Genomic DNA, 18797 nt, shown 5'->3' on the forward strand with positions numbered 1-18797 from the left:
CCGACACCGGCCGTCCCGCCCCCACCGCCGCCCCGGCCACCGGGCTCTGCCGTCCCCGGAACCGGGGCGCACCGGCCGCGGGCCGACGGGATGACAGGGGGCTGACACGTGAGTGCCGTGGATGCCGTGAAATGACATGCCGATGATATGGCAGTGACGCGTTGCGGGCTGTGACAGTGAACACCTGGTCATCGCCGTGGAACCGGGTGCGCGAACCGCCCGGTCCGGCCCGCTCGGGGGCCCGAGGAGGTACATGTGACGCGCATCGGTGACACGACCCGCCAGGTGGTCCACCCCGCCGGACACGACGAACCGCTCCGGGCCGCCGCCGAGGACCTGCAACTCGGCAGATGGGCCGCGACCCGCGCCCTGTTGGCCGACACCTGGCGCCGCTGGCCGCTGTGGACCGTGCGCACCCAGGTGCTCGCGTCGGTCGCCGCGCACAACGACGCCCTCGCGCACTGGGCATCCGAGGACCCCGCCAACGCCGGACTCGTCACCCTGCGCGCCCGGGCCGCGGTCGAACGGGCCCTGGCCGGCGGCTCGCACGCCGCCGGTGCTCCGGCGGCCGGGAAACTCGAACTCGAGGCCCGCAGGCTGTGCCTGCGGTCGGCGGACGCCTTCACCACCGACCCCGTGCCCTGGATCGGCCTGCTCGCGCTCGCCCAACTCGACCTGACCGGCATCCGGGAGGAACACCGGGTACCCGCCCCGGACCGGATGCTCGGGTCCGGCCCGTGGGGCCTCTTCGCGCAGGCCCGGCGCCGGGACCGGTGGAACCGGGAGGCCTTCCACCGGATGATCCGCTTCTGGCTGGCCCGGGGCGACGGCGCGGCGGCCACCCTCTTCCTCGAGCGCTACCTGCCGCGCGCCCCGCAGGGCTCCCCCCTCCACGCCATTCCGCTGTACCTCCAGGTCGAGCGGTACGGCAGGGCCGACCACAAGGAAGCGATCTTCCTGCAGTGGACGGACGACTCGCGGGTGCGCACCGCGGTCCTCAACGCCTACGAGCACTGGCTCAAGGCGCCCGGCACGAAGGGCCGTTGGCCACTGGTGGACGAGAGTCACCTCGCCTACGGGCTCTGGGTCACCCGGCGTCCCCGGCAGGCGGCGGAGGTGTTCGAGGCCATGCGCCCCTTCGTCTCCTCGCAGCCCTGGGCCAGCGTCTCCGACCAGCCGGGCGAACTTCTCAGACGGGCCGTCAGGCAGTCCTACGCCCTGGGCTGAGCACTGCTGACGGCTGGTCGCGGCCCCGGTGCCCGGTCCGCCGCCCGCACTCCGTCCGCCCGGGTGCGGCCGGCTTCCCCCTCCCTCCGTCCCCGTGGAGGTGCCGATGTCCCGGCCCCAGCCCTTCACCCGCAGCTTCTCGGCCGTCGCGGTGCTCGGCGGATGCCTGACCATGTTCGGATGCGGACTGACCGGCGGCGGTCCGGCCGTCATGATGTGGGGCTGGGCCCTCACCGGGGCGGCCGTGCTGCTCATCGGGATGTCCCTGGCCGAGGTCACCAGCGCCGGTCCGACCTCCGGCGGCCTGTACTTCACGGCCCAGCGGCTGGGCGGGCCGCGCTGGGGCTGGGCGACCGGCTGGCTCAACCTCCTGGGCGTGATCGGGGGCCTCGCCGCCATCGACTACGGCGCCGCCTCCTTCATCACGGCACTCCTCGAACTCGAACGGGGCGTCCGGACCTCGCCGGGCACCACGCTCGCCGTCTTCGCCGCGGTGCTCGGCTTCCACCTCCTGGCCCATGAGTTCACCGGCAGGGGAAGGGGCAGGTTCAGCCGGATCGCGTTCTGGTGGCAGGTCCTCGGCATCGGGGCCGTCGTCGCGACCCTGGCCGTCATCCCGGTGCACCACCAGTCCGCCGCCTTCGTGTTCGGATACCTCTCGAACGGCACCGGCTGGTCGAACCCGGTCCACGTCAGCGCGGTCGGCCTGCTCCTGGCCGGCAGCACCTACTGCGGCTTCGACACGGGCGCGCACGTCGCGGAGGAGACCAGGAACGCACGGCTGCAGGCGCCGCGGGGCATCGTCCGGGCCGTCTGGGCCTCGCTGCTCGCCGGCCTCGCGGTGACGGGCAGTCTGCTGTTCGCCGTCCAGGACTACGACGCCACGACGGCGGCGGCGGTCCCCGCGGTGCAGGTCTTCCTGGACGCCCTCGGCCCCACCGGCGCGAAGCTGCTGCTGCTCGCCGTGGTCCTCGCCCAGCTGTGCTGCGGGTCGGTCCAGATGTCCGCCGCCGGCCGCATGATCCACACGTTCTCGCGCGACGGTTCACTGCCGGGTTCCACCCGCTGGCGCCGCCTGTCACCGGCCGGGGTGCCCCGGGCCGCCGGGCGGCTCGCCGCCGCGGGAGCCTTCCTGCTGGCCGTGCCCCTGCTCTGGTCGCGGGCCGGACTCGGCGCGATCGTCGCGGTCAACGTCATCGGGATGATCCCCAGCTGCGTCATCCCGGTGTACCTGCGCCTGCGGATGGGGGACCGGTTCGTGCCGGGGCCCTGGAGCCTGGGCCGCGCCGGCCGGCCGGTCGCCCTCGCCGCCGTCGTGTCCGGGACGGCCCTGGCGGCGCTGTCCTGCCTGCCCCAGCGGCATCCGGTCACCCTCGGGACGTTCAACTACGCGCCGGTCGCCCTGACGGGCGTCCTGGTGCTCGCGGCCGTGTGGTGGTGGGTCGCGGGCTCGAAGTTCTCCGTGCCGGTGGTCGAGGACCCGCAGCTGATCCGGATCGAGTCGCAGATCGTGTGAGCGGACCCGGCCCGTGAGGGCCGCGCCGGTGAGCACGGCAGCCGGCGTCAGGAATGCACGCCCCGGGGCCACGGCCCCGGGGCTTCCTCGAAGAGGCCCGCGCTGACGGCGGCCGCCACGATGCCGTTCTCGTCGGTGTGCAGTTTGGTGGCGAGGCTGTTGATCGCCCGGGTGATGGACCGGTTGCTCTTGCCCAGCTCCACTCCGGCGGAGAGGCGGTTGTGGCCCATCCGCAGGACCTCCAGCACCAGCTCCTCGTGGGCGGTCAGGAAGACCTCCGAGCCGTCCGGCCGGCGCGGGGCCCGGTACCCGGACTGCCGACCGGCCTGACTGCGCCGCGGCTGCGACCCGCGGACCCGGACGGGGAAGCCCGCGGCCTCCCGCTCGTCGTCGGTCTCCCCGCCCCAGATCCCGAACTCGCCGTTCTCGCGCGCCCATTGCCGGCACTCGAAGCGGACCGGGCAGTCACCGCAGGCCGCTATCGCCTGCTCGTGCGAGGTGTCCGGCCGGCGCGGGGCGTCCGGGTCCCGCAGGCCCCGCCGATGCGTCCCCGCCGGGTGGAACAGCTTCGGCAGCCTGGCGCACGGAGTCGCCTCGGCGAGGTTCGAAAGGAAAGCCGGAGCGTACTTCTCGGTGGAAAAAGCCACGATGTAACCCCTCGAGCCGATTCGCGTGCGGGTGCATTCCCTGGCCCCTCCACCCGTGACCGGGGTCGGCCGGAATCCATCCCATGATGGTAGTGGCGCGGTCTCCACGGAAGGCTCAGGAGAACCTCAGTTTTACTTCGTCAGAAACCGCATCGAGAACTGGAGATGCCTCGGGGAAATTCCGAGAGTATTCGAAGGAGGCGCAGGAATTCAGAATTCCTGGACGGGCCGTCGGGGGAGGTGAAGCGGAGGCCGGCCGATCCGGGGCTGCGCACCGGGGAGACGGCCCGGTCCCCAAACGTCCGGACGGACAGGTCATCCGGATGTCAGAACGTGCGCTGCTGCACGAGTGACTTTCCCGGCGCGCCCCTGGCGGGACGGTTTCAAGAAGCCGGGCTCCGGGACAGACATGCGATTCACGAACGGCGTTTCGAGTGCATTCGGCGTGTCGCGTCGCAGCACCGGAACCCACCTGGCGACCTGGAGGATGTTGTGGCGTTTCGTTCGGCCCGTGTCCCGCTCCCGTACCTCCTCGGCAGCGCCATGGCGCTGTCGCTCGGGATCACGACCTGCGGCTCGTACGCACCCGCTCACGCGGCAGGAGAGGACTGGGTCCCGATCACGATCCGGAACGGGAACTTCTCCAAGGAAGCCGCCGGCACGGCAGTGAGCAAGATCGCCCCGGAGTTCTGGGTCAACGAGTTCGACGACGGAACCGTCTCCGCCAATCCCACCTGGCTGGTGCCCGCCACGAAGGCGAAGCATCCCAAATGGCTCCAAGCCGTGGGACTGAACGGCGACACCGGGGCGCAGACCGTCCAGACGAGGCTCTGGGGCGTGCGCGACAAGACCACGGTCGAGCTGAAGTTCGACGCCGCCCCGTCCACCTCCGACGTGGATCCCAGTTGTACGGGCGCTGCCGCCCCGTACAAGGTCGGTCCCACCGGGACCGCCTTCACCACCCCCGCCTCGGGCTGGCGGACGGAGACGGTCACCTTCACCGCGGTCGGTGACCACCCGAAGATCTCCTTCACCTCCACCGGAGGCGCCAACAAGTGCGGCGCGCTCATCACCAACGTGACGGCCCGGGTCGACCGGAACACCTTCACCAAGCCCAACCAGTTCATCAAGCGCAACGACCTGCCCTGGACCGCGTACAAGGCACTCGTCCTGACGCCGGTCGACTGGAACACGGCGAATTCCCCCAACCAGTTCTGTTCAGGCAGTGCGGTGGGCGACTGCTATTTCGTGGTGGACCCGTCCCGCACGTACAAGTACTTCGCGGAGAACCGGATCCTGGGCAACGCGTATCTGAACTGCACGCGCAACGCCATCACGGACAAGCGGACCGTGTCCTGGACCGAGGAGGGGTTCGACCCCTTCAACCAGGAGGCCAACCGGGTCAAGACCTCCATCGCCCAGAGCAAGGAGAACAAGGGCGGCGACGACTACGACCTCGGCAGGGAGACCACCAGCTCCACGACGGTCGACTACCTGGTGCGGTTCAAGGCGGTCGAAGCCGGCTACCAGCGGAACGACCTGAACCCCAATCAGGCGAACACCGAGACCCCGCTCACCTCGCCGCGCACCACGAGCCAGGACATCACGGTCACGGTGCAGCCGGGTGAGGCGAGCTGGATCGAGGTGCAGCCGGCGCGCGAGCGCATCGCCGGTGTCTACTCGGGCAACCTGGGCGCCAAGGCCGGCGCCGGTCAGGTGCGCTCCTGGATCTCCATCGACACCATGCTCGACTTCCCCTCCTCGAAGGCGCCCGACCGCGCCTACCAGCGGACCGGCCCGCTCACCGAGACCGAGCGCAAGCACTGCATGACGGAACGGCCGCTGCTGGTCACTCCGGACAACGACGGCACCCCCGCGACGCCCGGCGTCAGGAACGCCCCGGCCCCGGCCGGCAACGCCAACCTGGTCACCGCCCAGGTCACCCCCGCCGGGCGGGAGACCCGGAGCGTCCCCGTCGCCCCGCAGGCCAAGTGAGATCCGCTCCCCGCTGCGCACGAACACTGAACAGGAGAGTGTCCATGTCGATTCGAAAGCTGCGTTCGGCCCAGGTGGCGGCCGGTGTGGTGGCACTGGTTGCGGCGGTGCCCGCGGCTTCCGCGTCCGCCGCCGCGTCGCCCGCGGACAAGCCGGTGGCCACGGCGTTCATCAACGGCAAGAGCGCCGCCGTCCGGGACGCGCTCAAGAAGTGCACCGGTGACAACTGCACCTTCAGCGTCACGGCGGGCCCGCAGGAGTTCATGACGGCCGTGACCACCGTGGGCAGCGCGGTGATCAACTGCGGCAACACGGACATGACGGTGACCCGGACCGTCACCCTCACCTCGCAGACCTCGGACAACGTGGGCGGTGAGATCTCGGGCAGTTCGGCCAAGGAAGGCACGGTCACCAACACCATCGGCACCAGCGGCACCGCGACCCTCCAGCAGGCCACTTCCCAGGCGACGACCGTGAGCACCACGGACACCACGAGCGGCACGGTGACGGGCTCGGGTACCACCAGCGGTACCAAGGAGAGCACGGACAACACCAAGTTCAACTCGTTCCCGAAGGACAAGGGCCCCAACACCGAGACCCTGAGCGAGTCGAAGACCTCGAACACGACCTCCGGGACCCTGACCAACTCCGACACGCACTCGGTGTCCAACACGGCGACCAACCAGCTGACCAACACCACCACGGCCACCGGATCGGTCACCGGCTCGGAGTCGCTGTCGACCGCGGCGAAGGCGGCCTTCCAGTCGGCCTTCAAGAGCAGCGCCGGCACCACCCTGACCCAGAGCGCCCTCGAGACGATGACCTACACCACGGTCCTCAAGCCCAAGGACGTCCTCGCGCTCTCCGCGCAGAACGCCATGGTCCGCACCACGGGCACCCTGAACGTCAACGAGCCCGGCGGGAAGGCCAGCGTCGAGAACATCACCGTCGACAGCCCGTCCACGGTGAACTCCAGCAACCTCGTCGCGCAGACCTTCACCGACGCCAAGCGCTGCGACGCCCTGCGTCCCACGGCCAGCGCGGTCGACCCCGAGCCCTCGCGTGGCATGTCCGCGGGCCTGCGGCACATCGAGCCCGCCTCCGGTCTCCACGAGATCGCCCGTCCCGACGGCAAGCCGAACAAGACCACCCGCTTGTTCCCGCACCGCACGACGACCAAGTGATCAGGCGTAGTTCCCCCACAGCGAAGGACGACATGAAGACTCACGCCTCCAGGCCGGCCCTCGGGACGGTCGCGGTGCTCTCGATCGCCGTACTGATCGCCGCGGCGACCCCCGGCTACGCCGCGGACGCCCCGGGCATCCAGAACGGGACCTTCTCCAACCCGGCGATCATCGGTAACAAGACGGTCCCCAACCAGACGTCGCTGGCGTCCTGGGCCGCCCTCGGGACCCTGCGCACCAGCGGTGACGGCATCAACGGGAACCCGATCTTCGAGATCCACACGGACACGAAGAGCGGCTACCTCCGGCAGACCATCACCTCGGTGAACGTCGGCGACACGATCCTGGTGAAGTGGCGCGACCGCCCGGCGAACCAGGGTGACGACAGCCACAGCAACGACTACACGGTCTCGGCCTCGGGCAGCTCCACCAATTACTACTCGACGGCGAAGCGCAGTACAGGCCTGTGGACGGACCGGTCGTACACCTTCACCGCGACGCAGGCCAACCCGACGCTCTCGATCACGTCGACCGATCCGGACACCGTGAAGAACGGCGCCTTCATCGACGACGTGACCGTCAGCCTGGTGTCCGCCGGCCAGCCCACCCCGCCGCCCACCAACAACCCGCCGGCATCGGGCACCCAGTGGCCGCTGCTGGCCTCCGAGCCCTTCCGGCTGGCGGGCAAGAGCAGCGGGCTGTGCGTGGACACCGCGGGCGCCAAGGTCGTACAGGCGACCTGCACCCCCGAAGACGACCCCTGGGCGCAGGAGTTCAGCTTCCGGCCCACCGACGGCCTGTACGGCAAGCTGGTCAACCGGGCCACCGGCATGGCGGTGTCGTTCGTCGACGGGGCCAACGGCACCGCGGCGACGCAGGCCCCGGTGGACCCCAAGGACGAGAACCACCAGAACGCCACCACCAACTTCACCATCGAGTGGCAGCCCACCCAGTACGTCGACGGCTGGCAGCTCAAGAACCGGGCCACGTTGAAGTGCCTGACGATCGCTGACACCGCCAGCGGCAGCCAGCTGACGCAGACGGCCTGCTCGACACCGGCCACCGCCTCCCAGCTGTTCCAGATCCTGCCCTCGTCGGCGATCTCGACCTCCGCCGGCGACCCGGTCGTGCCGAGCCGTCCCCCGGCCAGCGCCCCCACCATGCCGCCCACCCCCGGCAAGCCGGCCAAGGACCCGGTCGGCAACTCCAGCCCGTGCGTGCCCTTCTCGGACGGCAAGCTGCCCAGCGGCTGCTCCGACAAGGACAACCGCCAGCAGCGCATCGACAACTGCCTGCCGAGCCAGGCCGCCTGTGTGAACAAGTACGGGACGGACGGCACGGAGACCAAGGGCGACACCGACAAGGTGAAGGGGTACGTCGAGTCGGTCGCGAACAAGGACCACTTCGCCAGCCCCGCCGTGGCCGCGAGCCGACTGTGCTCGATCTACGGCAAGTTCACCGAGGGGTACAACGAGCACCAGTACGAGCACGACCCGAAGACGACCAACTGCACCTCCCAGCTGTCCACCGCGGACGGCGAGGGCACCATCGCGGTCCCGAACGGGAAGCTCAGCGTCCTCCCGTAACGGTCTGACGGGGTGACGGGGCCCCCACCCGTCACCCGCGGCGCGACCCCTGCCCGCTCCCGGCGTCCCACGCCGACCGGGCAGGGGCCGCGCCGCGTTGTGCCGCCCACACGGCACCCGGCGGCCCGGACCCGGTTCCGCCGCTCCGACGACAGGGAAGCCTCGCTCCATGACCATCAGCCCGAAGTCCCTCCGGGGAGCGCGCGGGGTCGCACCCCTGCTGCTGTCCACGCTGTTGATCTCCGCCGCCCTGACCGGTGTCGCCGCCGCCGACCACCGGCCGGGAGGCCCGACCGACCTCGTCGCCACCGAGAACGGCACCGTCCGCGGCAGGTCCACCACGAACGGCCGCGAGTTCCTGGGCATCCCCTACGCGAAAGCGCCCCGGGGGGACCTGCGCTGGGAGCCGCCGAAGCCGGCCGACGACTGGCGCGGGGTGCGCGACGCCCGGCACCACGGCGACGCGTGCCCGCAGGTCAAGAACCCCTTCTCGTCGCCGAACTACGACCGCGAGACCAGGTCCGAGGCCTGTCTGGTGCTGAACGTCCACACCCCGCCGGTGGGCCGTGGGGCAGGTGCGCCCCTGCCGGTGATGGTGTTCATGCACGGGGGAGGGAACACCGGCGGCTCGGCTCCCGACGTCGTGCCCGACGAGTTCGCCCGCCGGACCCGCTCCGTGGTGGTGACCATCAACTACCGGCTGGGCGCCCTGGGCTTCCTGCACCTGCCCGGCACCCGGGGCAACTCCGCCCTGCTCGACCAGCGCAAGGCCCTGACCTGGGTCCGGGACAACATCACGGGCTTCGGCGGCGACCGGAACCGGGTCACCCTCGCCGGGCAGTCCGCGGGCGGCATCGCCGTGTGCGCGCACCTGGCCTCACCCGGCAGCCGGGGCCTCTTCCACGCCGCCATCATGGAGAGCGGGTCGATCTGGGACTGCCAGGGCGCCACGCGGGCGGAGGCCGACAGCCAGTCGCGCACCTTCACGACCGCCCTGGGCTGCACGGGACCGGACAGCGCCGTCACCGCGTGCATGCGCGCCATGCCGCTGGACCGGATCCTCGCCGCGCAGTCGGGGCCGAGCGCGCCCGTCTGGTGGCGGTACGCCGCCGGCACGGCGGACCTCCCGGAGCAGCCCGCCGAGGCCTTCGCGTCCGGACACGCCTCCCGGGTGCCCGTCATGAACGGCTCCACCAGCCGTGAAGGCCTCCTCGGCGCCTACATCTCGTACGACGCGCAGGGCCGCGAACTGACCGCTGCGGAGTACCCGGGGGCCCTGGTGGCCGCCTTCGGTGCGGAGCGGGGTGCGCAGGCCCTGGCCCGGTACCCGCTCACCGCCTACGAGCGGCCCGTGTACGCGTACGCGGCCGCCACCGGGGACGAGTTCTTCAGCTGCCCGACCTTCCGCATCGACCGGGCACTCGGGCGGCGGGGCACGGTCTACGCCTACGAGTTCGCCGACGAGACCTCGCCCTTCATCCTCCCGCCCGCGCAGCCGGTCGACTTCCGCTTCGGGGCGGCACACAGCGCCGAGCTGCTCTACCTCTACAAGGCCTTCGGCCGCCCGGCCGACCTCGACGCCCGGCAGCGGCAGCTCGCCGCGCAGATGACCGAGTACTGGGGCGCCTTCCTCCACGGGCAGGTCCCGCAGGCGGCCGGCCAGCCGGACATGCCGGAGTACCGGAACGGCCGGGTCCTGCAGCTCCGGACCCGGCCCGCGGGCGGGAACGCCGTGTCCACCACGCTCTCCGACGACCACCGCTGCGACCTGTGGAACGCCCCGGGCTGAACCGGACCCGAGGAAATTGCACCGAATTTATCGCAGTGAAACGGAGTGATGCGCGGAATCTTTTCCCCTGCCTCAGGAAGCCTGAAATACCAGGCTGTTCGCGGCGATGTTCCGCATTGATTCAAGGAGCGACAACATCCTTGACCGTGCGATATGTTGACGCCCGGCATTCCCGGTCGGGAGCTATTCCCCGTAGTCGCCCGCCCGGGATTGCCGCATGAAATGAATTCCTGAGGCACAGCAGGACGGCATGCAGTGAGAACGCGAGGGCGGCACGTCAGGACGGGCGGCCGGCACGTCAGGGCGGCCCTGCCTGCCGGCCGTTCCCTGCTGAACCGCTGGGGCGTGGCCGTCGCCCGGCACCGGTCCGTGGTCCTGTGCACCTGGCTGCTCGTCCTGCTCGGTTCCGCGGCGGTCTACCCGTCGCTCGAGTCCAGACTGGGCGCCCCCGACAACGCGGTGCACGGCTCCGGCTCCGCGGCGGCCGAGAAGCTGGTGGCGGCGCACTTCCCCGCGCTCGGTACGGAACAGGACGCCGTGGTGTTCCGGTCCCGGCAACTGCGGGCGGACTCGGAGCCCTACCGGCGACAGGTCACCGCCGTGCTCGAACGCCTCGGCCGGGAGCCGGGCGTGACCGGCATCGCCAGCCCGTACGACAGCCGGCAGGGCGGGCGGACCTCCCGCGACGGCCGGGCGGCCGTCGCCGTCCTCGGCGTGACGGGGAACCCCGCGGCCCGCGCCCGGCTCGCCGACCGGCTCCGCGAGGTCGCCGCCGACGCCTCCCGGGAGGTGTGGCTGGAGACCCACATCGTCGGCCCGTCCCCGCTCAACAACGACCTCGCCCGCGTCCAACTGCGCGACCAGCGCGTCTCGGAGGCCATCGGGATCCCGATCGCCCTGCTGATCCTGCTGCTCGCGCTGCGCTCGGTGCTCGCCGCGGTCCTGCCGGTGGCGATCGCCCTGGGGTCGATCCTGTTCTGCCTGGGGCTCCTGACCGCCCTGGCCGAGCCGCTGCGGCTGGACACCTTCGCCATGGTGATCACCACCATGATCGGCGCGGGGGTGGGCATCGACTACTCCCTGTTCGTCGTCAGCCGCTTCCGGGAGGAGGCGGCGCACCGGATCCGCCGGGACGGCGGCCGGCTCCGGCCCGAGGCGGTCCAGGAGGCGGTCGGCGTGGCCGTGCAGACCTCCGGGGGCACCGTCGTCGCCTCCGGACTGATCGTGATCGTCTCGCTGGGGTCGATGGCCGTCGTCGACAGCCACGTCTTCGTCGAAGTCGCGGCCGCCGCCGGCCTCGTCGTGACCTGCTGCATCGTGACCGGCCTGACCCTGCTGCCCGCGGCCCTGGCCGCGCTCGCACCCCGGCTGGTCGTGGTACGCGCGCGCCGGCGCAGGTCCGCCGACGGCCCGGCGGCGCCGCACGGCAGCGGACGGTGGGCGGCCTGGGCCGGGTTCGTGATCCGCCGGCCCCTGCGGGTGGGCCTGCCGGTCTTCCTGCTCCTGGGCCTGCTCGCGATTCCGGTGACCGCGATCCGGCTCGGCTCCGACATGGGCCTGGACGCGCTGGACGAGGGGTCCTCGCGCCGCGGACAGCAGATCGTGGCCCAGTCCTTCGCGCCGGGCCTGGTGGCCCCCGTGACCATCGTGGGCTGCGCCCCGCGCGGCCGCCTGAACGGCGCCGACCTGGGGGCCTTCGAAGGCCTCACGGCTTCGCTGCGCGGCGCCGACGGGGTCGCGGACGTGCTCGCGCCGGAGCGGCGCCCCGGGGAGCCGACCGCCACCGTGAACACCAGCGCCGACGGGCGCTGCGCCCAGATCCGCGTGGTCACGGCCCGCCCGGTCGACTCGCCGGCCGCCCGGACCCTCGTCACCACCATCCGCGAGGAATCGGTTCCGCGGTTCTTCGCGGACTCGCCCGTCCCCGTGAAGGTGGGCGGCTTCACCGCCGAGCACATCGACCTGTCGGCCGAGACCGGCTCCAAGCTCCCGGTGGTCGTCCTCATCATCTGCGGCCTGTCGCTGTGCTACCTCGCGGTCATCTTCCGCAGCCTCTTCCTGCCGCTCAAGGCCGTCCTGCTCAACCTGCTGGCCACCACGGCCGCACTCGGACTGACCGTGGTCGTCTTCCAGCTCGGTCACGGCGCCCGCCTCGTGGGCTTCACCCCGGTCGGAACCCTGCAATCCCTGCTGCCCGTCGTGCTGTTCACCCTCCTGTTCGGGCTGTCCATGGACTACGAGGTCTTCCTGATCCGCCGGGTCCGCGAGGAGTGGCTGAGCACCGGCGACAACGACCGGGCCATCGTGGTCGGGCTGAGCCGCACCGCCCGGGAGATCACCGCCGGCGCGATGATCATGGCGGCGGTCTTCGGCAGCTTCCTGTCGGCGCAGTCCCCGCCGCTCAAGCAGTTCGGCTTCTCGCTCGCGGTGGCGGTGCTCCTCGACTCGACCATCGTCCGGATGGTGCTGGTACCGGCCCTGCTGAGCGTGGGCGCCGCCGTCAACTGGTGGCTGCCCTTCACCGGCCGCCGCCGCACCGTGCGCCCCCGGCCGGTCCCGGCCCGAGCCCGTGCGACCGGGCTCCCGCGGCCCAGGCCGGCGCCGGCCATGGAGCCGTCCGGCGCCGCAGGACGGTACTGAATGCCCCGCCACCCCGCGCCGACCGCCACCACCCCCGCCCGCGACACCGAGGCCGCGGCACCGACCCGCACAGGCCGTCGGGGAGTACGAAGGAGAGCCGTCATGTCCCATCGAAAGCGCAGAGGCCTCTACTGCGGTGCGGGCTTCCTGCTCGTGGCGGCCGTGGTCGGCGCCCTCACGTTCAGGTTCCAGCCCTCCTCGGCCGCGACGCCGTCCCCCGGCCGCCCGTACCCGCCCGCGAACGGCGTGGCCGTCTCGCTCGGGGACTCCTACATAGCCGGCGAGGGGGCCCGCTGGATCGGCAACGCCGACAACGGCCCGCTGCGCGGCGACGTCGAGGGCGACGAGGTCACCGTGCGCGAGTCCCCGCTGACCCTCCCCGGCTGGCTCCCCGGCCGGTCCTTCGCCGGCAAGAAGACCGCGAGCCTCTTCCCGGGCGGCAGCTTCACCTCCAAGGCCTCGGGCGAGCAGGAGGACCCCGGCTGCCACCGGTCGGACGCGGCCGAGATCCTGGTCGCCTCCCGGACCGAGGAGAGCGCCGGCCGGATAGCGAGCCGGGGGGTCAACCTCGCGTGCTCCGGGGCCGAGACCCGGCACCTGCTGACCGAGGGCTACAAGGGCGAGCGCCCGCAGATCGACCAGCTCGCGGCCCTGGTCGCCCGGGGCACCCCGGTCACGCTGGTCGTCGTGTCCATCGGGGGGAACGACCTCGACGTCTCGGGCCTGGCCCGCGACTGCGCGGCCGGCTACTTCCTCACCGCCCTCCGGGACACCTGCGTCGCCGACTCGCCGCTCGCCCGGGCCGACGCCCCGGCGTACGTGCAGGTCGGCGAACGCATCCGGACCGTACTCGGCGCGGTCAAGGGCGTCTTCACGCAGCGGCGGCTGCCGCTCCCGCAGATCATCCTCCAGTCCTACCCCCGCCCGCTCGCGTCGTTGACGGACCTGCGCCCCACCACCAGCCTGCTCAACGCCCGCTACGCCGACCTCGGGTATCCCTTCGACGACGAGGGCGCCACCCTCATCCAGCAGGTGGTCACCCACCTCAACGCCGCCGTGCGCGCGGCGGCCCTGGACTCGGGAGTGAGCTTCCTGGACGCGGCCGGTGCCACGCGGGGCCACGAGCTGGGCCACAAGGACGCCCGGCTCCAGGAGCGCAACCCCGAGGGCGGCGCGTCCCAGGGCCGGTACGGGCCCGGCGAGCTGGAGTGGGTCCGCTGGGTCGACAACCTCGACCTCGCCGGACGCACCGAGGACGCCCAGCGCCAGCAGGAGTCCCTGCACCCCAACTACCTGGGGACGCAGTCGCAGGCCGCCTGCCTCAAGTCGTTCGTCAGCCGCATGACGGAGCCGGCCCGGGTCTACGACGGCACCTGCGTGGTCGCGCCGGGCGGAGCGCCGAGCCTCACCACCGCCACCACCCGGGTCCGGGCCGCCGCGGCGAGGTGACGGGTCGTGAAAGACGGCCGGGGATCGGGAAGTCGGCGCACGCGGCCGGTATCCGGCGGTGCGCTGCCGAATTCCGGGAAATCCGTCAATTCCGAGGCTCCCGGATCTCCCGAGCGTCAAATGTGTTTCTGAGAAACGGGCGTTGCGGCCTTCGCGCCCGGTGAGGCAGGGTGTCGTAGCACCGGAAACGGAATGCGGTGTCGTGGAGAAAGCGGGACAGATGAGAACAGGAGAATCCCCGGTGCCGAAGGTGCCGTTCGACTGGCGGGGCACGCCCATCACCCTCGGGGCGAGAGTGCTGTTCCCGCGCAAGTGGGGCCTCAACACCCACTCGACCGAGATGGTGGAGGGCACGGTCAAAGGCTTCACCCCGGCAGGACGGGTGAAGGTGCAGATCCTGCGCTCCTCCCGGCCGCGACCGGGCGGTGCGGCCGCCAGGCCGTGTTACGCCGTACCGGCCCACAGCCTGACGGTCTTCCCGGGTGCGGGGATCCGCCCCCCGGGCATCCCGCGGCAGTCCACGCCGATGAGCGCCCGGCCGACCTGATGCGAAGGACGCCCACGACGCCCGATCCGTCCGCCACCCCGGCCCGGTGGCGTGCCGCCGCCGCGGCCTTCGGCGCCGCGGCCCTGACGCTGCTCCTGGTCGGCTGCAGTTCCGCCGGCACCCCGACCGGCCGCGCCGACGCCGCCGCACCGACGGCCTCGGCCGGCATGGCGGGCATGGACCACGGCACGATGCCGGGGACGGCCACCGGCGCCCCGGCAGGGAACGCCGGGCTGGCCGGGGCCGAGGACGGCTACCGCTTCGTCCCGGCCGTCCGCGAGCTGCCCGCGGGCCGGCCCACCCGCTTCGCCTTCACCGTCATCGGGCCGGACGGCAAGCCCGTCACCGGCTTCGCCCTCCACCAGACCAAGCGGCTGCACCTCTTCGCCGTCCGCTCCGATCTGACCGGGTTCCAGCACGTCCACCCGACGATGGCGCCCGACGGCACCTGGACCGCCGCCCTGGGCGCGCTGAGCCCCGGGACCTGGCGGACGTACGTCACGTTCATGCCCGACGGCGGGCCCGAGCGGCACAAGGAGTTCGTCCTCAGCCGGACCCTGAGCGTCCCCGGTGCCGCCCGGGCGCTGCCGCTCCCGGCCGCTGCCGATCACGCCGAGGTGGACGGCTACACCGTCCGCGTCCGGGGCGACGCGAAGGCCGACCGGGCCACCCTGCTCACGGTCGCCATCAGCAAGGGCGGGAAGCCCGTCACCGAGCTCGAGCCCTACCTGGACAGCTACGCCCACCTGACCGCCTTCCACGAGGGCGACCAGGCCGCCGCGCACTTCCACCCCGCCAACCCGGTCACCGCCGCCGGTGCCGGCCCGGACCTGCCCGTCCACGCCCTGCTGCCCAGGACGGGCCGCTGGCGGCTGTTCCTCCAGTTCCAGACCGGCGGCCGGCTGCACACCGCCGCCCTGACCCTGCACGTCACCTGACCGCCCGTCCACGACGACCGTTCTGGATCCGTGTGCACCCGCAACCCGACCAACGCATCGATGGTGTCCGCCACAATGGAGCAAACCGAGCGAAGAGCGTCCCCGGCATCCGGCGGGCCGACGATCCGGGTGCTCGTCGTCGACGACGAGGGCCTGGTCCGCGCCGGCCTGCGCATGGTCCTGACCAGCAGCACCGACATCACCGTGGTCGCGGAGGCGGCGGACGGTGCGGCGGCGGTCGAGACGGTGCGCACCCACCGGCCCGACGTGGTCGTCATGGACGTCCAGATGCCCCTCCTGGACGGCCTGGCCGCCACCCGGCGGATCCGGGCGCTGCCGGACCCGCCGGCCGTCCTGCTGCTGACCACCTTCGACCTGGACAGCCACGTACAGGCGGCGGTGGACGCCGGGGCCTCGGGGTACCTGCTCAAGAACACGCACCACGAAGACCTCCTGGCGGCGGTGCGGGCCGTGCACCGCGGCGACGCGGCCTTCTCCCCGCCGGTCGCCCGGCGCGTCCTGCGGCTGGCCGGCGCGGCCCTGCCCGAGGAGTCCGCCGTCGCCCGGCTCCAGGGCGTGGGCGAGGCGGACCTGACCGTGCTCGCCCTGGTCGGCAAGGGCCTGTCCAACGCGGCGATCGCGGCCCGGCTCGGGACGACCGAGCCGGCCGTGAAGCGCCGGGTCCGGCGGTTGCTCGCCGAACTCGGCTGCGCGAACCGGGTCCAGCTGGCCATCGCCGCCGTGAAGGCGCGCCTGTCGACCCAGGGCGACTGACCGTGCGCCGTCTCCGGGCGCCGGGCGCCGGCCCCGCCGTCGCCGGTCTTCCCCGAGCACCCGGGGCGGGATCGTGGCGGCGGTGAAGGGGAGCCCCGCCGCGGCGGCGGCCCGTCACGCCCGGGCGGTCGATGGCACGCGCGCCCTCCGGCGGCGGGACGGGCGAACGGGCCGCACCCGCCGCCGCTCCGGGCCGGACGCCCCACGAAGCTCCGGGCCCGGCACCTGGTGGCGGATCGCGGGCGAGGCGCTGCTGGTCGGGTCGGCCGGGCTGCTGACGGCGTTCGGCGAAGTCCTCTTCCTCCCCCCGGCCGGCACCGGCGCGCTCCGCGCCGTGGCCGTGGGACTGGCCGCCGCCCTGCTGGTGCTGTCGCGGCGGCGGTTCCCCGCGACCGTCCTGCTGCTCACCACGGCGCTGGGCACCGAGGCGGTCCTCGTCTACCCGCTGCTCTGCCTGACCGCCTGGTCGGCCGGGCGGTACATCGCCAAGCCGGTGAAGGCCACCGCGGTCTTCACCGCGGCCTGCGCCCTGGCCTTCGGACTCACCTACCTGCCGGGCGGATCGCCCTCCGTGCTGGAGGACCTGGTGATCCCCGCCCAGACCCTGGTCGTGATCGTCATCCCCGGCCTCACCAGCCGGTACTGGGCGCAGCGCAGCGTCCTCGGCGAAGTCGTGGCGGCGTACCACGCCCAGCAGGTGCGCGAACGTACGATGGCGGCCGGCCAGGCCCGGCTGAGGGAACGCCAGCGCATCGCACAGGACATGCACGACAGCCTCGGCCACCAGCTGACCCTGATCTCCGTGCACCTCAACGCCATGGACGTGGACCGCACCCTCAGCCACCGGCAGCGGCAGTCCGTCGGGACGCTGCGCGAGGTGTCGGTGAGCGCGATGCGGGAACTGCGGGACGTCGTGGGGCTGCTGCGGGTGGACGGCCCCCCGGGCGCGGACGGCGACCAGGACCGGTCCCAGGCTCCGGCCGGGGTCTCGGAGCCCTTGCCGCCGGCGCCGATCCTGCCCGGAGCGGCCCGGATAGCGGGCCTGGTGGCGGCCTCCCGGGAGGCCGGGGTGCCCGTCGAGCTCCGGTACGGCGGCCCCCCGCGCCCCCTGCCGGCCGCGGTGGACCACGCGGTCTTCCGAATCGCCCAGGAAGGGCTGACCAACGCCCACAAGTACGCGCCCGCGTCCCCGGTCACCCTCGAACTGACCTACACGAAGGAGGAGTTGCAGGTACGGGTCACCAACGGGCCGGCCGCCGCGGCCGGGCACGGCAGGGCCACCGTGGTGAGCGGCGGACAGGGACTGACCGGGCTGCGCGAGCGCACCCGGCTGCTCGGCGGCACCCTGCACGCGGGCCCGACCCCGGACGGCGGCTTCCGGCTGGTGGGCCGGCTGCCCTACGACACGTCAGGACGCGCGGGCTCGCCGCCACCGCAACCGCAGGACGACGAGGACGCGTTCGCCGGCGAGCGCGGCCTGCCGCAGCCGCTGGCCTGGGAGCTGAGCCGCAGCACCACGCTCGGCAGCGTGGCCGCCGCCTGCGGGTTCGCGGGCGTGCTCCTGCTCTTCGCGCTGCCCACGCTGGTGGGGCTGCCCGCCGTCCTGGCGGAACGGGACAGCCTGACCACCTCACAGCAGTACGACGCCGTCCGGCCGGGGATGTCCGAGGGGGAGGTCCGGGCGCTGCTTCCGCCCGGCGCCCGCGGGCTGGCCTACGTACCCGACGAGAACGTGCCGCCGGAGCCTGGCGGAGCGGACTGCCTCACGCTGCCGTCCGGTGAGAGCGGCGCCCGCGGCAGCAGGGTGTTCCGGCTCTGCTTCCGGGACGGCCGCCTCATCGAGAAGCGGGCCTTCGAACTGCGCTGAGGCGCCGGCCGGCCGCCGGCCGGGTCCGGCGGCGCCGGTGGAGGGCACCGGCGACGGCGGCCGCCAGCGAGGAGAGCAGGAAGCCCCCCGCGACCCAACGCACCGCGTTCCAGCCGGAGTCGGGACGGTCGCCGACGCCGCCGGAAGCCGCCGCAGCGGCCCCGTCCGAGGCGGTGGTGGTGGCGGACGGCCGTGTCATACCGATCGGGTCCACGACCGGGACGCTCACCCGGCCGGTGGCGCGGCCGAGGGAGGGAAAGCCCGCCTCGACGGTGACCTGCCAGCTGCCGGGCGGCAGCACCTCGGCCGTGGTCCAGCTCGCCGGGGTGGTGCCGGGTACCAGGAGCCAGGGCCCGGCGGTCCGGCTGCCGTCGGCGCTGGTCGCGGACACGGTGGCGGACAGCGGCTCGTCCAGGGGGTCGCCGTCGTTCTCCCACGTCACGTCCGCGGTCACATGGCCCATCCGGTGACCGGTGATGACGATGTGCAAGGTGTCCCCGTGGGCGTACGCGGGACCGGCGCAGAGCATCGGTGTGAGGAGCAGGGCACATCCCAGGACACCGGCCGGCGAGAGAACGCGCGCCGGCCGGGTGCCGGGCGCGGCGGGGGAACGTCGGGTGTGCATGCTGGCGCTCGTC

Annotated in this window: 14 protein-coding genes; 12 read left to right on the forward strand and 2 right to left on the reverse strand. The window is 72.7% G+C overall.

Translation table 11 applies throughout. From position 1 onward, the window contains the following. The first annotated feature begins 255 nt into the window (after positions 1 to 255). A complete protein-coding gene (locus tag AB0O40_RS17245) occupies positions 256 to 1227 on the forward strand; it encodes a hypothetical protein (protein WP_365041597.1) in 972 nt (323 codons plus the stop codon). Positions 1228 to 1333: 106 nt separating this feature from the next. After that, entirely contained in the window at positions 1334 to 2743 is a 1410-nt protein-coding gene (locus AB0O40_RS17250; protein ID WP_365041599.1) for an amino acid permease, read from the forward strand. A 47-nt stretch (positions 2744 to 2790) separates the two neighbouring features. Here the strand turns inward: AB0O40_RS17250 and AB0O40_RS17255 are convergent, their stop codons facing one another. After that, the gene (locus AB0O40_RS17255; RefSeq protein ID WP_365041602.1) at positions 2791 to 3390 is read right to left on the reverse strand and encodes a WhiB family transcriptional regulator; all 600 of its coding nucleotides are present in this window, start codon (positions 3388 to 3390) and stop codon (positions 2791 to 2793) included. Positions 3391 to 3882: 492 nt separating this feature from the next. On the opposite strand from AB0O40_RS17255, the gene AB0O40_RS17260 reads away from it, so the two are divergent. The 10 genes from AB0O40_RS17260 to AB0O40_RS17305 all read left to right on the forward strand — a co-directional run bounded on the left by AB0O40_RS17260 (position 3883) and on the right by AB0O40_RS17305 (position 18159). Further along, positions 3883 to 5385 (forward strand): hypothetical protein, encoded by a 1503-nt coding sequence (locus tag AB0O40_RS17260; protein WP_365041605.1) that lies wholly within the window; start codon positions 3883 to 3885, stop codon positions 5383 to 5385. Positions 5386 to 5429: 44 nt separating this feature from the next. Next, positions 5430 to 6569: a hypothetical protein gene (locus AB0O40_RS17265; protein WP_365041608.1), complete on the forward strand. Its 1140-nt coding sequence runs from the start codon at positions 5430 to 5432 to the stop codon at positions 6567 to 6569. A gap of 32 nt (positions 6570 to 6601) precedes the next feature. Then, positions 6602 to 8155 (forward strand): hypothetical protein, encoded by a 1554-nt coding sequence (locus AB0O40_RS17270; RefSeq protein ID WP_365041610.1) that lies wholly within the window; start codon positions 6602 to 6604, stop codon positions 8153 to 8155. Positions 8156 to 8324: 169 nt separating this feature from the next. Beyond that, entirely contained in the window at positions 8325 to 9944 is a 1620-nt protein-coding gene (locus AB0O40_RS17275; RefSeq protein ID WP_365041613.1) for a carboxylesterase family protein, read from the forward strand. Positions 9945 to 10199: 255 nt separating this feature from the next. Next, complete coding sequence (locus tag AB0O40_RS17280; RefSeq protein WP_365041616.1) at positions 10200 to 12584, forward strand: MMPL family transporter; 2385 nt, start codon at positions 10200 to 10202, stop codon at positions 12582 to 12584. Positions 12585 to 12686: 102 nt separating this feature from the next. Beyond that, the gene (locus tag AB0O40_RS17285; RefSeq protein WP_365041619.1) at positions 12687 to 14033 is read left to right on the forward strand and encodes a GDSL-type esterase/lipase family protein; all 1347 of its coding nucleotides are present in this window, start codon (positions 12687 to 12689) and stop codon (positions 14031 to 14033) included. A gap of 241 nt (positions 14034 to 14274) precedes the next feature. Next, positions 14275 to 14580: a hypothetical protein gene (locus tag AB0O40_RS17290; RefSeq protein WP_365041622.1), complete on the forward strand. Its 306-nt coding sequence runs from the start codon at positions 14275 to 14277 to the stop codon at positions 14578 to 14580. Beyond that, on the forward strand, positions 14580 to 15518 hold the full coding sequence (locus tag AB0O40_RS17295; protein ID WP_365041625.1) for a hypothetical protein: 939 nt from the start codon (positions 14580 to 14582) through the stop codon (positions 15516 to 15518). The genes AB0O40_RS17290 and AB0O40_RS17295 overlap by 1 nt, the downstream gene beginning before the upstream one ends. A gap of 75 nt (positions 15519 to 15593) precedes the next feature. Beyond that, on the forward strand, positions 15594 to 16292 hold the full coding sequence (locus AB0O40_RS17300) for a response regulator transcription factor (protein WP_365041628.1): 699 nt from the start codon (positions 15594 to 15596) through the stop codon (positions 16290 to 16292). Between the two features lie 82 nt (positions 16293 to 16374). Beyond that, entirely contained in the window at positions 16375 to 18159 is a 1785-nt protein-coding gene (locus AB0O40_RS17305) for a histidine kinase (RefSeq protein ID WP_365041631.1), read from the forward strand. Here the strand turns inward: AB0O40_RS17305 and AB0O40_RS17310 are convergent. After that, positions 18128 to 18784 (reverse strand): hypothetical protein, encoded by a 657-nt coding sequence (locus tag AB0O40_RS17310; protein WP_365041634.1) that lies wholly within the window; start codon positions 18782 to 18784, stop codon positions 18128 to 18130. The genes AB0O40_RS17305 and AB0O40_RS17310 overlap by 32 nt on opposite strands. Positions 18785 to 18797: the final 13 nt, after the last annotated feature.

The organism is Streptomyces sp. NPDC089919, assembly GCF_040684615.1.
Classification (GTDB): domain Bacteria; phylum Actinomycetota; class Actinomycetes; order Streptomycetales; family Streptomycetaceae; genus Streptomyces.

Excerpts from the sequence above, each read along its gene's own strand:
- AB0O40_RS17250 (WP_365041599.1), top strand. The coding sequence starts at position 1,334 with ATGTCCCGGCCCCAGCCCTTCACCCGCAGCTTCTCGGCCGTCGCGGTG.
- AB0O40_RS17265 (WP_365041608.1), top strand. The coding sequence starts at position 5,430 with ATGTCGATTCGAAAGCTGCGTTCGGCCCAGGTGGCGGCCGGTGTGGTG.
- AB0O40_RS17270 (WP_365041610.1), top strand. The coding sequence starts at position 6,602 with ATGAAGACTCACGCCTCCAGGCCGGCCCTCGGGACGGTCGCGGTGCTC.
- AB0O40_RS17275 (WP_365041613.1), top strand. The coding sequence starts at position 8,325 with ATGACCATCAGCCCGAAGTCCCTCCGGGGAGCGCGCGGGGTCGCACCC.
- AB0O40_RS17285 (WP_365041619.1), top strand. The coding sequence starts at position 12,687 with ATGTCCCATCGAAAGCGCAGAGGCCTCTACTGCGGTGCGGGCTTCCTG.
- AB0O40_RS17295 (WP_365041625.1), top strand. The coding sequence starts at position 14,580 with ATGCGAAGGACGCCCACGACGCCCGATCCGTCCGCCACCCCGGCCCGG.
- AB0O40_RS17300 (WP_365041628.1), top strand. The coding sequence starts at position 15,594 with ATGGAGCAAACCGAGCGAAGAGCGTCCCCGGCATCCGGCGGGCCGACG.
- AB0O40_RS17310 (WP_365041634.1), bottom strand. The coding sequence starts at position 18,784 with ATGCACACCCGACGTTCCCCCGCCGCGCCCGGCACCCGGCCGGCGCGC.